A 13,872-nucleotide genomic window follows, 5' to 3' on the forward strand; every position below is an offset into this window, starting at 1 on the left:
CCGGGAGAGCGGTATGTCGCTAAAGAAAATTTAGCGAACATTCGGACTTCCTCCCGGCTAAAGCGGAACGCCGCCCGGCCGGTCCTACAAGATCAAGAACTCGCTTGCAGGCAACATAGAATCTCCCACAGGTTTGATGTGATCCCGCGATCGGATGAGCGTGAAGTCCGGCACCTGTTACCTGTCAGACATCCCGGTATCGCGTTCCTAGTAAAGCATCATCTTCGCTTCATCCATTTCGGCACCCAAAGTTCCGCCGCTCATGTCCAGCCCCAGTTGATGAAACGCCGGAAGGCTGCTCAACTCGATCTGGCTGTAAGGGTGGCTGGTGCCCTGATAGATGTGTACGGTCGCGATTTGCACCAGATCGATGTAATCCGCTGATTGTGATACGCGGGTTAAGTCCTGAAAGCTTCCGGGGACGGAGGCCAGCATGTCCGGAAAATCCCACGAGCGCAGAAGTCTTTCGCCGATGACCGGGTGGATGGACTCGATCACATGGTTGAGGCTGACCGGATCAGCCAGCAGTTCGAAGTGATCTTCGGCGTAGGTCAGGATCGGCAGTACGCCGATCAGATGGATCAACCCGGCGAGCGTTGCCTTGTCGGGCTTGAGTGACGGGCGACGATAGCTCAGCGCATAGCTGATGCCTGCTACCTGCAGGCTTTGTTTCCATATCTCGCGCAACTTGCGTTCAACCACTTCAGACTTGGCGTGGAACATTTGCTCCACCACCAGCCCAATGGCCAGGTTGCAGGTGTAGTTGACACCCAGGCGGGTGATCGCCGTATTAACGTCGCTGACTTCAAAGTTCGGGCGCAGCAGGGGGCTGTTCACCACCTTGATCAAGCGTGCTGAAAGCGCGGTATCGCTGCCAATCACCCGGCTCAGCTCGGCGACGCTGATTTCGGTATTTTCGGCCGCCAGGCGAATCTTTAATGCTACTTCCGGAAGGGTAGGCAAGAACAGGGCGTCTCTATCGATCGCCTTGATCAAGTTCCTTTGCACCTCTTCAGCCATCTCGCTCATGTCGCATCTCGTAGACGTTTGGGTAGTCCCGTGCCTCTTCTTACCCAGGGTGCGAGGAGGCGGGACAGATATGCAGACATTTCCAGCGTGAAGGTGTTCGTCAGGTTCAGCGCTGTGTCTCGAGTTTGCTGTCCAGCGTGTACGGCAACTCAGCCAGTTGCAGGGCTGGGCCTTCCGGTGAGCCGAGCTGGATCTGGGCATTTTCCACCGCATCGGCCTGAAGCACCGCCAGCAGTTCGATGCCGGTTTCAGCCTTGGCCGCCAGGACGACGTTGCCGACGGCGCTGGCATGTACCGGGGAGAACAATGCCGCGCCTGGCTCTGGAAGTTCCTGGTCAGCAAGCGTCAAACGATAAAGGCGGCGTTTGAGCTTGCCGAGATACTGCATGCGCGCAACGATTTCCTGGCCTGTGTAGCAGCCTTTTTTGAAGCTCACACCGCCAACCGCCTGCAGGTTGACCATTTGCGGGATGAACTCTTCGCGGGTAGCACCGAACACCTGGCCGATACCGGCGCGGATCTGCCCCAACTGCCAATCGTTAAGCGTGCCTTCATTCAGTTGCGCCGCCAGACGTGATTGAACGTCACTGGCGTGATCGGCGCGCACCCATAATTCGGCCCGGGATGGGGAGACCCGAATTGCAATCAGGTCGTTGGCGCGCACTACCGAGTCAGTCTCTTGCGCGAGATCAAGGCCAAGATTGACCAGGGCGCCGTCGCCGTTATGCAGGCCGAATCGCACCCAGGAGGCGCTTTCATCGGTCAGCTTCGACTTGGAGAACACGGCGTATTTCTTCAGATCAGCCAGTTGTGGCTCGATCAGCTCACTGGCCATGGCAAGCAGGCAGCCATCGCCTTCGAGCAGAATGCGAAAGCTCGATTGCATGCGGCCCTTTTGCGTGCAGCGTGCACCCAGAGTGGCTTTGGTGTCACTCAGGTAATCGAGGTTGCAGGTCAATTGGCCCTGCAGGAATTTGCTGGCATCGACGCCGCGGACGGCGAGAACACCTTCATGGGAAAGCGGGCAGTAGAAAGCTGTATCGGCCATGAGTCATCGCAACGGAAAAAAGTCTGGGGCACATGATAGTGCCGAGTCCGGAGAATAGGTACATGAAAACTACTGCGACCATTGCGAGGTTCGCTCATGTGGCCTGCGGTTGTATACTCGCCGCCTATTTTGAGGAGCGCTCCATGGTCGAAGACGTCGAACTCAACCGCCTTTACTGGCACAGCCGCCGCGGCATGCTTGAACTGGATGTGCTGCTGGTACCGTTTGTCCGGGAAGTTTACCCGACGCTCAATGATGTCGACCGCGATCTGTATCGCCGCCTGCTGACCTGTGAAGACCAGGACATGTTTGGCTGGTTCATGCAACGTGGCGAATCCGAAGATGCAGAGCTGCAGCGCATGGTTCGCATGATTCTGGATCGTGTCCAGCCAAAGTGACCGTTTTGAATGCCACTGGCGTGCCTCGCGTGCACTGTTGGTGGCGTATGGCATTGCGCAACTTCTGGCGCTGATCGCTCTTTATATGCTCGCCGTGCCAGGTTGGGTGTTGGCGCTAGGTCTGATGCTGTGTGCAACCCATGGCATTTGTGTGGTATCCGGCTCAATTCTGCTGAGTAGCGCCACGGCCTTTACCGGGCTGCGGCGCAATACTGAAGGCTGGCAGTTGTGGAATCAGCGTGATGGCTGGCAGTCCGTGCAGATGTGCCGCGACAGCATGGCGCTGCCTCTGATCGTCGTGCTGCGCTTTCGCCTCGCGGATGAAAGTCGCAGCAGATGGCGAATGACGCGTGGTCTGTGTATCCCTCGCGACGCAATGGAGCCGGATATTCACCGGCGCCTGCGGCTACGACTGAAATTCAGCCGACGTAGGTGGGCGGCACCAGAATAGTGTCGCGTGCTTCGGGCAGCATGTCTGGATAGTCCAGCGTGTAATGGAGGCCGCGAGACTCTTTGCGCTCCATGGCTGACCTGATCATCAGTTCGGCGACCTGCGCAAGATTCCTCAGTTCGATAAGGTCTCTGCTGACTTTGTAGTTGCTGTAGAACTCATCGATTTCGTCAAGCAGCAGACGTACCCGGTGTTGAGCGCGTTGCAAACGCTTGTTGGTTCTCACGATCCCTACGTAATCCCACATGAAGCGCCGCAGTTCGTCCCAGTTGTGAGCGATGATCACGTCTTCGTCGGAGTCGGTCACCTGGCTGGCATCCCACATCGGCAAAGGCGCAACGTCCGGGATCTGCGGCAGTTGTTCGAGAATGTCTGCCGCCGCCGAGCGGGCGTAGACGAAGCACTCAAGCAGCGAGTTACTTGCCATGCGATTGGCGCCGTGTAAACCCGTGCAGCTGGTTTCGCCAATGGCATACAGGTTGGGTACGTCGGTACGACCGCGATAATCCACAATCACGCCGCCACAGGTGTAATGCGCGGCGGGTACCACCGGGATCGGCTGGCGGGTGATGTCGATGGCGAATTCCAGGCAACGTTCATAGACCGTCGGGAAATGACCCTTGATGAAGGCTTCAGGCTTATGGCTGATGTCCAGATAGACGCAATCGATACCAAGGCGCTTCATCTCGTGGTCGATGGCGCGGGCGACGATGTCTCGAGGGGCCAGTTCTGCGCGGGGATCGAAGCGTTGCATGAAGCGTTCGCCGTTGGGCAGTTTGAGGTGGGCGCCTTCACCACGTAGCGCTTCAGTTACCAGGAAGCTTTTGGCCAGCGGGTGATAGAGGCAGGTAGGATGAAACTGGTTGAATTCCAGATTGGCTACCCGGCAGCCAGACCGCCAGGCCATGGCGATGCCATCACCGCACGCGCCATCCGGGTTGCTGGTGTAGAGGTAGACTTTGGCTGCGCCGCCGGACGCGAGGACGGTGAAGCGTGCACCATAAGTGTCGACTTCGCCGCTGCTGCGATTAAGTACATAGGCGCCGAGGCAGCGTTGTCCTTCCTGGCCAAGGCGGCGTTCAGTGATCAGGTCGATGGCGACCCTCTGTTCGAGTAATTCGATATTGGGCCGTGAGCTGGCCTGCTCCAGCAATGTCGTGAAAATTGCTGCGCCAGTGGCATCTGCCGCATGAATAATGCGCCGATGACTGTGACCGCCTTCACGGGTCAGATGGAATTCGAAGCCGTTGTCTTCAGGGCTTGAATGATCCTCGCGAGTGAAGGGGACGCCTTGATCAATAAGCCACTGAATCGCTTCGCGACTGTGTTCGACGGTAAAACGCACCGCGTCTTCATTGCACAGTCCGCCGCCTGCATCGAGCGTGTCCGCCACATGGGATTGCACCGTGTCGCTTTGGTCGAGAACCGCTGCCACGCCACCCTGAGCCCAGAATGTGGAGCCATTGGCCAGCTCACCCTTGCTTAGAACCGCAATCCGTAAATGAGCGGGTAATGTCAGTGCGAGGCTCAAGCCTGCTGCGCCGCTGCCGATCACTAGTACGTCGTGTTGAAAATGTTTGTTCATCTATGAATTCCGCACGCTGCGGCCACTAGTATAAGTAAGGGTGTAGCGGCACAATAGCCGCGCCTTTATGGCAATGTGGAACTATGAAGGGCCCGGATTGTGCTCCAGTCCGTGTCTGAATGCATACCGTAAGCGTCAGATGGGTCGTAGATTGCTGAATACTGCGGCTATCTTCCTACGTACGGAGTGTTATTGGTCTCACAACTGCTATCGAACTTCGGGAACTTTTTATGATCACTCGGGTTCAATAGCTGGTTGCCTGTAGAGGGACGGCGTCGGCTTTGAGTGGGCTGATCAAGCTATCACCAGCGAATTCGACGACTAGATTATTCGCGCAGCCGACATGGTTCGAGCTGCGTTTTTCCGTGCGGACCATTGAGCGTCCACAGGAAACTTGCCTGGAGGGGAGAACTTTTGCGAGATGCCCGAGTCTATGTATGCAAGCCGACAGACTGGCTGGTACAGCGCTCCTTCAAGCTTTATGAGGAGTGTTCATGCTAACCCAGGAAGAAGATCAGCAGCTGGTCGAGCGCGTTCAGCGTGGCGACAAGCGAGCTTTTGATCTGTTGGTGCTGAAGTATCAGCACAAGATTCTCGGGTTGATCGTGCGTTTCGTGCACGACACCCATGAAGCTCAAGACGTAGCGCAAGAGGCTTTTATCAAGGCTTATCGTGCGCTCGGAAACTTTCGCGGTGACAGCGCCTTTTATACGTGGCTGTACCGCATCGCCATTAACACGGCGAAGAACTATCTGGTGTCGCGCGGTCGGCGACCACCTGATAGCGATGTAAGGTCTGAAGACGCGGAGTTCTACGATGGCGATCACGGCCTCAAGGACATCGAGTCGCCGGAGCGTGCATTGTTAAGGGATGAGATCGAGGGAACTGTCCATCGAACTATCCAGCTTCTCCCGGAAGATTTACGTACTGCCCTAACTTTACGTGAGTTCGACGGTCTGAGTTACGAAGACATTGCCAGCGTCATGCAATGTCCGGTGGGTACCGTACGTTCTCGGATTTTCCGGGCTCGGGAAGCCATCGATAAAGCCCTGCAGCCGTTGTTGCAGGAATCCTGAGACAGCGGCGATAGCCAAGAGAGGAACCGCCATGAGTCGTGAAGCCCTGCAGGAATCGCTGTCCGCAGTGATGGATAACGAAGCGGACGAACTGGAATTACGTCGGGTACTGAATGCCATTGACGATGCGGATACACGCGCCACATGGTCGCGTTATCAGATTGCTCGTGCAGCGATGCACAAAGATCTGTTGATCCCTCACTTGGATATCACGGCTGCAGTTTCTGCCGCGATCGCTGATGAAGTCAGCCCGTTGAAAGCTGCTCGTGGTCCATGGCGCAGCCTGGGTCGTCTGGCAGTTGCAGCGTCGGTTACCGTAGCGGTACTGGCTGGTGTGCGCTTGTACAACCAGGATGACATCGCCGGTGCACAGCTTGCGCAACAGGCTCCACAGCCTGCCAGCATGTCTGTACCGCAAGTGAAAGGTCCGGCCGTACTGGCTGGCTACACTGAGAGCAGCGAGCCTGCGCAAGGTCCGATGGTCAATGGTGTTTTGCAAGGTCAGTCCGGTCAGGATCAACGTCTGCCAGGTTACCTGCGTCAACATGCTCAGCAAGCTGCGTTGAAAGGCACTGAAAGTGCTCTGCCTTACGCACGTGCTGCAAGCCTGGAAAACCGTTAAGGAGGATCATGCGCGCCATCCCTCTATTGCCTTTGTTGCTTGGTGGATGGCTTGTCCTCCCCGCTCACGCCGATGAAGCGCAAGATTCGCTAAAGCGTCTTGCGCAGGCTGAGCAGCAGCAAAGCTTTCAAGGTACCTTCGTTTACGAACGAAATGGTAGTTTCTCCACTCACCGAATCTGGCATCGGGTCACCGATGGCAAGGTTCGTGAGCGTCTGCTTCAGCTGGACGGTTCTGCTCAGGAAGTGTTGCGCGTAGACGGGGTAACCCAATGCGTCAGCGGCACTCTCGAAGCTGGAGTGTCTAATGTCCCCGATTCTGCAGTTCATGCATACGATGCTAAAAAGCTCTCTGCCTGGTACGACATGAAAGTTGTCGGTACCTCACGTGTGGCGGGCCGTGCGGCAAAAATCATTGCCTTGAGCCCTAAAGATCAGCATCGCTACGGCATCGAACTACACCTCGATGATGAAACCGGTTTGCCTCTCAAATCGTTGTTGTTGAGCGAAAAAGGGCAACTGTTGGAGCGTTTTCAATTCACGGAATTCGACACTGCCAGCGTCCCTGATGATCATGCGTTGCAAGCCAGTGCTGATTGCAAAGCAGTGGACGTCGCCAAGTCCAGGCCTGAAGCTTCGAAAAATCCGGCACCTTGGCATCTGGAGTGGATGCCGCCTGGTTTTGAGCTCAGCAGCAGTGCGGTCCGTAAAGACCCGGCTACCAGCGTCCAGGTCAGTAACCTGATGTATGACGACGGTATTGCCCGGTTTTCGGTTTTCGTAGAGCCAATCAGTGGCGCTGTGGTGACTGATACGCGTACCCAGCTTGGTCCTACGGTGGCCGTGTCTCGTCGATTGACGACACCTAAAGGCGATGTGTTGGTGACGGTGGTCGGTGAAGTGCCCATCGGTACCGCTGAGCGAGTGGCGCTTTCGCTACGCAGCACTGATCTGCAAGCCAGCAAGAAGTAGGTCGTAAAAGTGCTGGTTCGAGCCCAAGATGTAGAAGGTTTCATCTTGGGCTCGGCAAGCCGCACAGCAAGCCTTTGCAGGATTTCTGGTCAGTTCGCCGAAATGTTTGGTGAGGTTTCCAGGTTGCAAAAACTCTCGTTTTTTTCTATAGGTCACAGCCTTGCAGCTCTGGCCTTTGTTGTTTCCGGGTCAGGGAAATGGCTGCTGGAAATATGCACTCGGTCGAGTGCCATGGACGCAGGCTCATTGGGCCTTTCGGTCTGTACTGCTTAACTCTGCTCGTTGTGAACGGGAGCCGTATGTCTATACCAAGCTTGAAATCCTATCTTTCACTATTTGCTGCCGTGCTGATGCTCGGGCAAGTCGTCTCCGCTCAGGCTGAGTCGCTGCCGGACTTCACCACGCTCGTAGAGCAAGCCTCGCCGGCCGTTGTGAATATCAGTACCCGGCAGAAAATGCCCGAGCGTTCGGTCGCCCAGAATCAAATGCCTGACCTTGAAGGCCTGCCACCGATGTTGCGCGAGTTTCTTGAGCGCAGCGTTCCGCCTGGCTCCCGTCCGCCTGGGTCGGGTCGTGGAGATCGTCAGCGTGAAGCGCAATCTCTAGGCTCCGGGTTCATTATCTCGGCTGATGGTTATGTGTTGACCAATAACCACGTGATCGACGGCGCTGACGAGATTCTGGTTCGTCTGTCCGATCGCAGCGAACTCAAAGCCAAGCTGGTTGGCACTGATCCACGTACTGACGTGGCGGTATTGAAAATCGAAGGCAAAGACCTGCCAACCGTCAAACTCGGCAACTCCGAGAAACTGAAGGTCGGCGAGTGGGTGCTGGCTATCGGCTCGCCGTTCGGTTTTGACCATTCCGTGACCAAAGGTATCGTCAGCGCCAAGGGCCGTAGTCTGCCTAACGACACATACGTGCCGTTCATCCAGACCGACGTGGCGATCAACCCGGGTAATTCCGGTGGTCCGCTGTTCAACATGGCGGGCGAGGTGGTCGGCATCAACTCGCAGATTTTCACTCGCTCCGGTGGCTTCATGGGGCTGTCGTTCGCGATTCCTATCGATGTAGCGCTGGATGTTGCCAATCAGATCAAGGCCAGCGGCAAGGTAAACCGTGGCTGGCTGGGGGTTGTGATTCAAGAGGTCAACAAAGACCTGGCTGAATCCTTCGGTCTGGACAAGCCTGCCGGTGCACTGGTTGCGCAAGTCCTCGACAATGGTCCGGCTGCGAAGGGTGGCCTGCAGGTGGGCGACGTGATCCTGAGTGCCAATGGCACGCCTATCGTGATGTCGGCTGATTTGCCGCACCTGATTGGCAATCTCAAGGATGGCAGCAAGGCTGAGTTGGGCATTATTCGCGACGGTAAACGCCAGACCCTGAACGTCACCGTGGGTGCGTTGCCTGATGAAGGTCAGGAAATGGGCGCTGGGGATGCTGCCGGTGCAGAGCGCAGCAGCAATCGTCTGGGCGTATCGGTTGTGGACTTGACCGCTGAGCAGCAGAAGACGCTTGAACTCAAGGGTGGTGTCGTCATCAAGGAAGTGACCGACGGTCCGGCGGCTCTCATCGGCTTGCAGGCTGGCGATGTGATTACCCACTTGAACAATCAGGCAATCAGCTCGGCGAAGAACTTCACCGAAATAGCCAAAGGCTTGCCAAAGAATCGCTCGGTCTCCATGCGCGTACTGCGCCAGGGGCGCGCGAGCTTCATCACCTTCAAGCTGGCTGAATAGTCGGGTCGATCAACGAAAAGGGCGGTGCTTACCGCCCTTTTTTGTGCGCGGTGTGCGCTCTAATGTTGATCCTGTCGCCGCTGAACGTGACGCCCAAGCGTTAGTTCAGGTACAATTCCCGGCTATTTTTCGGCGGGCAATCTGCCTGCAACCTTTTTGAGTGTTGATCCGTGAGTGATTTGAGTCATATCCGTAATTTCTCCATCATCGCCCACATTGACCATGGCAAGTCGACGCTGGCCGACCGCTTCATTCAAATGTGCGGCGGCTTGTCCGAGCGCGAAATGGAAGCTCAGGTACTTGACTCCATGGATCTCGAGCGTGAGCGCGGGATCACCATCAAGGCCCACAGCGTTACGCTGCATTACAAGGCCAATGACGGTAAAACCTACCAGTTGAACTTCATCGACACCCCGGGTCACGTCGACTTCACCTATGAAGTCAGCCGTTCCCTGGCCGCGTGCGAAGGTGCGTTGCTGGTTGTGGATGCCGGTCAAGGCGTTGAGGCACAGTCTGTTGCCAACTGCTACACCGCCATCGAGCAGGGCCTTGAGGTCATGCCGGTCCTGAACAAGATGGACTTGCCGCAGGCCGATCCGGACCGCGTCAAGGACGAAATCGAGAAGATCATCGGCATTGACGCCACCGATGCCGTGGCGTGCAGCGCCAAGAGCGGCATGGGCGTCGCCGAGGTACTGGAGCGTCTGGTTCACACCATTCCAGCTCCCACCGGCAATATCGAAGATCCGCTGCAAGCGTTGATCATCGACTCGTGGTTCGACAACTACCTGGGCGTTGTCTCCCTGGTGCGTGTCCGTCACGGCCGGGTGAGAAAGGGCGACAAGATCCTCGTGAAGTCCACCGGCAAGATGCACCTGGTCGACAGCGTGGGCGTTTTCAGCCCCAAGCACACCGCCACCGTTGACCTGAAAGCCGGCGAAGTAGGTTTCATCATCGCCGGCATCAAAGACATTCACGGCGCGCCGGTCGGTGACACGCTGACGTTGAGCACCACGCCGGATGTTGAAGTCCTGCCCGGTTTCAAACGCATTCAGCCGCAGGTTTACGCTGGTCTGTTCCCGGTCAGCTCCGATGACTTTGAAGACTTCCGCGAAGCGCTGCAAAAGCTGACGCTGAATGACTCGTCCTTGCAGTATTCGCCAGAAAGCTCTGACGCACTGGGCTTCGGCTTCCGTTGCGGCTTCCTCGGCATGCTGCACATGGAGATCATCCAGGAGCGTCTGGAGCGCGAGTACGATCTGGACCTGATCACCACAGCGCCGACGGTTATCTTCGAGCTTTTGCTCAAGACCGGTGAAACGATTTACGTCGATAACCCATCCAAGCTGCCAGACCTTTCGGCTGTCGAAGACATGCGCGAACCTATCGTTCGGGCAAATATTCTTGTGCCGCAGGAACACCTTGGTAACGTCATTACTCTGTGTATCGAGAAGCGTGGTGTTCAGCACGACATGCTGTTCCTTGGTACCCAGGTGCAAGTGACCTACGATTTGCCGATGAACGAAGTGGTTCTGGACTTCTTCGACCGTCTCAAATCGGTAAGCCGCGGTTATGCATCGCTGGACTATCATTTCGACCGTTATCAGTCCGCGAATCTGGTGAAGCTGGACGTCCTGATCAACGCCGAGAAGGTCGATGCACTGGCGCTGATCGTGCACCGTGACAACGCGGCTTACAAAGGCCGCGCGTTGACCGAGAAAATGAAAGAGCTGATTCCTCGGCAGATGTTCGACGTAGCGATTCAGGCTGCCATTGGCGGTCAGATCATTGCGCGTACCACCGTCAAGGCACTCAGAAAGAACGTATTGGCCAAATGTTACGGCGGCGACGTCAGCCGGAAACGTAAATTGCTTGAGAAGCAAAAGGCCGGTAAGAAACGCATGAAGCAGGTCGGCAACGTGGAAATTCCACAAGAAGCTTTCCTTGCAGTGCTCAGGTTGGAATAGTCAGGTCCTATGTCACTAAATTTCCCGCTGTTGCTGGTCATCGCTGTATTCGTCTGCGGTTTGCTGGCGTTGCTTGATCTGGTCATCCTGGCTCCTCGTCGCCGGACTGCCATCACAACGTATCAAGGCAGTGTCAGCCAGCCGGATGTTGCGGTGGTAGAGCGCCTGAACAAGGAACCTTTGCTGGTTGAATACGGCAAATCGTTCTTCCCGGTGCTGTTCATCGTTCTGGTGCTGCGTTCGTTTCTGGTCGAGCCGTTTCAGATACCCTCCGGGTCGATGATTCCGACGCTGCGGGTAGGTGATTTCATCCTGGTGAACAAGTTCTCTTACGGGATTCGCTTGCCGGTCATCGATGAGAAAGTGATCTCGATCGGCGAACCGAAACACGGTGACGTTATGGTGTTCCGCTACCCGAGCGACCCGAGTGTCAACTACATCAAGCGTGTAATCGGTTTACCGGGTGACCGGATCCGCTACACCGGTGACAAGAAGCTTTTCATCAACGGTGAGCTGGTTGCCAAGCAACTGATCGGTACTGAGCCCGGAACCCTGGGCAGTGCAGAGCTGTACAGCGAGAAGCTGGGTGAAGTCGAGCATCAGATCCGTCAGGAAATGACTCGTTACCGTGCGCAGCCTGACCACGAGTGGACAGTGCCGGCCGGCCATTACTTCATGATGGGCGACAACCGCGACAACTCCAACGACAGCCGCTACTGGGATGATCCCAATATCCCCAAGGATGAGCTGGGTATGGTTCCGGACAAGAACATCGTCGGCAAAGCCTTTGCCGTATGGATGAGCTGGCCTGAGCCAAAACTGAGTCACTTCCCTAACTTTTCGCGGGTTGGGTTGATAAAGTAATCAATACGGCGCTGTTTTCTACAGCGCCGTATGTCATTTGGGTTGCTCGAAAAATGTGCTGCGACTGGTGGGAACATCTGCGAGTGCAGTGACGAGCTATCCTTGGAGTCGTACATGACGTTCGCCGGTTCGCAAAAGGGATGGTCGTTTACAGGAGTATTGCTGGCGGCAGCGCTGGGGATTTTCGCACTGAGTGTGGCTTTCAAGCTGGTCCCGCATTACCTGGATAACAGGGATATGAAGAAAATCATTAATGCGGTCGACAGCAACCCTGCTCTGGAAATCACTACGATCAGCGATTTTTACAGCTATGTCGGGAAGAATATGCAGGTCAACAGTATTCGGGATGTGGATTTGAACAAGGCGTTAAGCGTGACGGTAGTGAACAACAGGTTCGTTGCCCATTTGAAATATGAACAACGTGAACCATTGATCCGCAACATTGATCTGGTGGTCATGTTCGACGACACCATCAGCGTGGGTAAACCGTGAGCGTTTCCTTGAGTCGCCTGGAGCGTCAGCTCGGCTATACCTTCAAGGATCAGGAACTGATGGTCCTGGCCCTGACTCACCGTAGCTTCGCTGGTCGCAATAATGAGCGTCTGGAGTTCCTCGGTGATGCCATTCTGAACTTCGTTGCGGGTGAAGCGCTGTTTGACCGCTTCCCGCAGGCACGTGAAGGCCAGTTGTCGCGTCTGCGAGCGCGTCTGGTGAAAGGCGAGACCCTGGCCCTGCTGGCCCGTGGTTTTGATCTGGGTGAATACCTGCGCCTCGGGTCTGGCGAATTGAAGAGCGGCGGCTTCCGTCGCGAGTCGATTCTCGCCGACGCCCTTGAGGCGCTGATTGGTGCGATTTATCTGGACGCAGGCATGGAGATGGCTCGCGAGCGCGTGCTGGCCTGGCTGACCACGGAGTTCGACAGCCTGACGCTGGTCGACACCAACAAAGATCCAAAAACCCGATTGCAGGAGTTTCTGCAGTCGCGTGCCTGTGAGCTGCCGCGTTACGAAGTGGTGGATATCCAGGGCGAACCGCATTGCCGGACATTTTTTGTCGAATGCGAGATCACCTTATTGAATGAAAAAAGCCGGGGTCAGGGTGTCAGCCGTCGTATTGCCGAACAGGTAGCAGCGGCTGCAGCACTCATTGCCCTTGGCGTGGAGAACGGCCATGACTGATTCAACCGCAACACGCTGTGGCTACGTTGCCATCGTCGGCCGCCCGAACGTGGGCAAATCCACGCTGCTCAACCACATTCTTGGTCAGAAGCTGGCGATTACCTCGCGCAAGCCGCAGACCACTCGCCACAACATGCTGGGCATCAAGACCGAAGGCGCTGTGCAGGCCATCTACGTCGATACACCGGGCATGCACAAGAATGGCGAGAAGGCGCTCAATCGCTACATGAACAAGACGGCCTCGGCTGCGTTGAAAGACGTTGATGTTGTCATCTTCGTGGTTGACCGTACCCGCTGGACCGACGAAGACCAGATGGTTCTCGAACGCGTGCAGTATGTTCAGGGCCCACTGATCCTGGCGATCAACAAGACCGACCGTATCGAGGACAAGGCTGAGCTGATGCCGCATCTGGAGTGGCTGCAAGGCCAGCTGCCGAATGCGTCCATCGTTCCGATTTCCGCGCAACACGGGCACAATCTTGACGCGCTGGAAAGTTTGATTGCTTCGCACCTGCCGGAAAACGATCACTTCTTCCCGGAAGACCAGATCACCGACCGCAGCAGCCGCTTCCTCGCCGCCGAGCTGGTCCGTGAGAAGATCATGCGCCAGTTGGGTGCCGAGCTGCCTTACCAAATCACCGTGGAAATCGAAGAATTCAAGCAGCAGGGCAAAACCCTGCACATCCATGCCTTGATTCTTGTTGAGCGTGACGGCCAGAAGAAAATCATCATTGGCGACAAGGGCGATCGCATCAAGCGTATCGGCACTGAAGCGCGCCGCGACATGGAGTTGCTGTTCGACTCCAAGGTCATGCTGAACCTTTGGGTCAAAGTCAAAGGCGGCTGGTCCGATGACGAACGCGCCCTGCGTTCGCTTGGCTACGGCGACCTTTAAATCCTGATCTGTCCGGTACTGCCCGTGCGGCGGTACCGGATTGCCTGAA

The 13,872-nt window shown here is 56.3% G+C and carries 14 protein-coding genes; 11 read left to right on the forward strand and 3 right to left on the reverse strand.

Annotated features, from left to right (window positions below; genetic code table 11):
• Positions 1-207: 207 nt before the first annotated feature.
• Both KDX30_RS17680 and ygfZ read right to left on the reverse strand, forming a co-directional pair.
• The gene (locus tag KDX30_RS17680; protein WP_231677059.1) at positions 208-1,029 is read right to left on the reverse strand and encodes an HDOD domain-containing protein; all 822 of its coding nucleotides are present in this window, start codon (positions 1,027-1,029) and stop codon (positions 208-210) included.
• A 106-nt stretch (positions 1,030-1,135) separates the two neighbouring features.
• Positions 1,136-2,077 (reverse strand): CAF17-like 4Fe-4S cluster assembly/insertion protein YgfZ, encoded by a 942-nt coding sequence (ygfZ, locus tag KDX30_RS17685; RefSeq protein WP_231677060.1) that lies wholly within the window; start codon positions 2,075-2,077, stop codon positions 1,136-1,138.
• A 143-nt stretch (positions 2,078-2,220) separates the two neighbouring features.
• On the opposite strand from ygfZ, the gene KDX30_RS17690 reads away from it, so the two are divergent.
• The gene (locus KDX30_RS17690; RefSeq protein WP_027899769.1) at positions 2,221-2,475 is read left to right on the forward strand and encodes an FAD assembly factor SdhE; all 255 of its coding nucleotides are present in this window, start codon (positions 2,221-2,223) and stop codon (positions 2,473-2,475) included.
• A complete protein-coding gene (locus KDX30_RS17695) occupies positions 2,459-2,926 on the forward strand; it encodes a protein YgfX (protein WP_231677061.1) in 468 nt (155 codons plus the stop codon). Before KDX30_RS17690 ends, KDX30_RS17695 begins: the two co-directional genes overlap by 17 nt.
• Here the strand turns inward: KDX30_RS17695 and nadB are convergent.
• Positions 2,895-4,511: an L-aspartate oxidase gene (gene nadB, locus KDX30_RS17700; RefSeq protein WP_231677062.1), complete on the reverse strand. Its 1,617-nt coding sequence runs from the start codon at positions 4,509-4,511 to the stop codon at positions 2,895-2,897. The genes KDX30_RS17695 and nadB overlap by 32 nt on opposite strands.
• Positions 4,512-5,005: 494 nt before the next feature.
• On the opposite strand from nadB, the gene rpoE reads away from it, so the two are divergent.
• The 9 genes from rpoE (at position 5,006) to era (ending at position 13,823) form a co-directional block, all read left to right on the forward strand.
• Positions 5,006-5,587, forward strand: coding sequence for an RNA polymerase sigma factor RpoE (gene rpoE, locus KDX30_RS17705; protein ID WP_020288878.1), 582 nt, complete (start codon positions 5,006-5,008; stop codon positions 5,585-5,587).
• A 31-nt stretch (positions 5,588-5,618) separates the two neighbouring features.
• Entirely contained in the window at positions 5,619-6,209 is a 591-nt protein-coding gene (locus KDX30_RS17710) for a sigma-E factor negative regulatory protein (protein ID WP_231677063.1), read from the forward strand.
• A gap of 8 nt (positions 6,210-6,217) precedes the next feature.
• Positions 6,218-7,180 (forward strand): MucB/RseB C-terminal domain-containing protein, encoded by a 963-nt coding sequence (locus KDX30_RS17715; protein ID WP_231677064.1) that lies wholly within the window; start codon positions 6,218-6,220, stop codon positions 7,178-7,180.
• A gap of 350 nt (positions 7,181-7,530) precedes the next feature.
• On the forward strand, positions 7,531-8,919 hold the full coding sequence (locus KDX30_RS17720; RefSeq protein WP_373562208.1) for a DegQ family serine endoprotease: 1,389 nt from the start codon (positions 7,531-7,533) through the stop codon (positions 8,917-8,919).
• 170 nt (positions 8,920-9,089) lie between these two features.
• The gene (lepA, locus tag KDX30_RS17725; protein WP_027899775.1) at positions 9,090-10,886 is read left to right on the forward strand and encodes a translation elongation factor 4; all 1,797 of its coding nucleotides are present in this window, start codon (positions 9,090-9,092) and stop codon (positions 10,884-10,886) included.
• Positions 10,887-10,895: 9 nt separating this feature from the next.
• The gene (gene lepB / locus KDX30_RS17730; protein ID WP_027899776.1) at positions 10,896-11,750 is read left to right on the forward strand and encodes a signal peptidase I; all 855 of its coding nucleotides are present in this window, start codon (positions 10,896-10,898) and stop codon (positions 11,748-11,750) included.
• A 114-nt stretch (positions 11,751-11,864) separates the two neighbouring features.
• Positions 11,865-12,242: a DUF4845 domain-containing protein gene (locus KDX30_RS17735; RefSeq protein WP_231677065.1), complete on the forward strand. Its 378-nt coding sequence runs from the start codon at positions 11,865-11,867 to the stop codon at positions 12,240-12,242.
• Positions 12,239-12,928, forward strand: coding sequence for a ribonuclease III (rnc, locus tag KDX30_RS17740; RefSeq protein ID WP_027899778.1), 690 nt, complete (start codon positions 12,239-12,241; stop codon positions 12,926-12,928). Before KDX30_RS17735 ends, rnc begins: the two co-directional genes overlap by 4 nt.
• Complete coding sequence (gene era, locus KDX30_RS17745) at positions 12,921-13,823, forward strand: GTPase Era (RefSeq protein ID WP_027899779.1); 903 nt, start codon at positions 12,921-12,923, stop codon at positions 13,821-13,823. Before rnc ends, era begins: the two co-directional genes overlap by 8 nt.
• The last annotated feature ends 49 nt before the right edge of the window (positions 13,824-13,872 follow it).

This window comes from Pseudomonas quasicaspiana, assembly GCF_021147825.1.
In the GTDB taxonomy this organism is placed as follows: domain Bacteria; phylum Pseudomonadota; class Gammaproteobacteria; order Pseudomonadales; family Pseudomonadaceae; genus Aquipseudomonas; species Aquipseudomonas quasicaspiana.

What these genes read in the sequence shown, in the direction of transcription:
- KDX30_RS17680 (WP_231677059.1), bottom strand. Translation starts at nt 1,029, where the DNA reads ATGAGCGAGATGGCTGAAGAGGTGCAAAGGAACTTGATCAAGGCGATC.
- ygfZ (WP_231677060.1), bottom strand. Translation starts at nt 2,077, where the DNA reads ATGGCCGATACAGCTTTCTACTGCCCGCTTTCCCATGAAGGTGTTCTC.
- KDX30_RS17690 (WP_027899769.1), top strand. Translation starts at nt 2,221, where the DNA reads ATGGTCGAAGACGTCGAACTCAACCGCCTTTACTGGCACAGCCGCCGC.
- nadB (WP_231677062.1), bottom strand. Translation starts at nt 4,511, where the DNA reads ATGAACAAACATTTTCAACACGACGTACTAGTGATCGGCAGCGGCGCA.
- rpoE (WP_020288878.1), top strand. Translation starts at nt 5,006, where the DNA reads ATGCTAACCCAGGAAGAAGATCAGCAGCTGGTCGAGCGCGTTCAGCGT.
- KDX30_RS17710 (WP_231677063.1), top strand. Translation starts at nt 5,619, where the DNA reads ATGAGTCGTGAAGCCCTGCAGGAATCGCTGTCCGCAGTGATGGATAAC.
- KDX30_RS17715 (WP_231677064.1), top strand. Translation starts at nt 6,218, where the DNA reads ATGCGCGCCATCCCTCTATTGCCTTTGTTGCTTGGTGGATGGCTTGTC.
- KDX30_RS17720 (WP_373562208.1), top strand. Translation starts at nt 7,531, where the DNA reads ATGCTCGGGCAAGTCGTCTCCGCTCAGGCTGAGTCGCTGCCGGACTTC.
- lepB (WP_027899776.1), top strand. Translation starts at nt 10,896, where the DNA reads ATGTCACTAAATTTCCCGCTGTTGCTGGTCATCGCTGTATTCGTCTGC.
- KDX30_RS17735 (WP_231677065.1), top strand. Translation starts at nt 11,865, where the DNA reads ATGACGTTCGCCGGTTCGCAAAAGGGATGGTCGTTTACAGGAGTATTG.
- era (WP_027899779.1), top strand. Translation starts at nt 12,921, where the DNA reads ATGACTGATTCAACCGCAACACGCTGTGGCTACGTTGCCATCGTCGGC.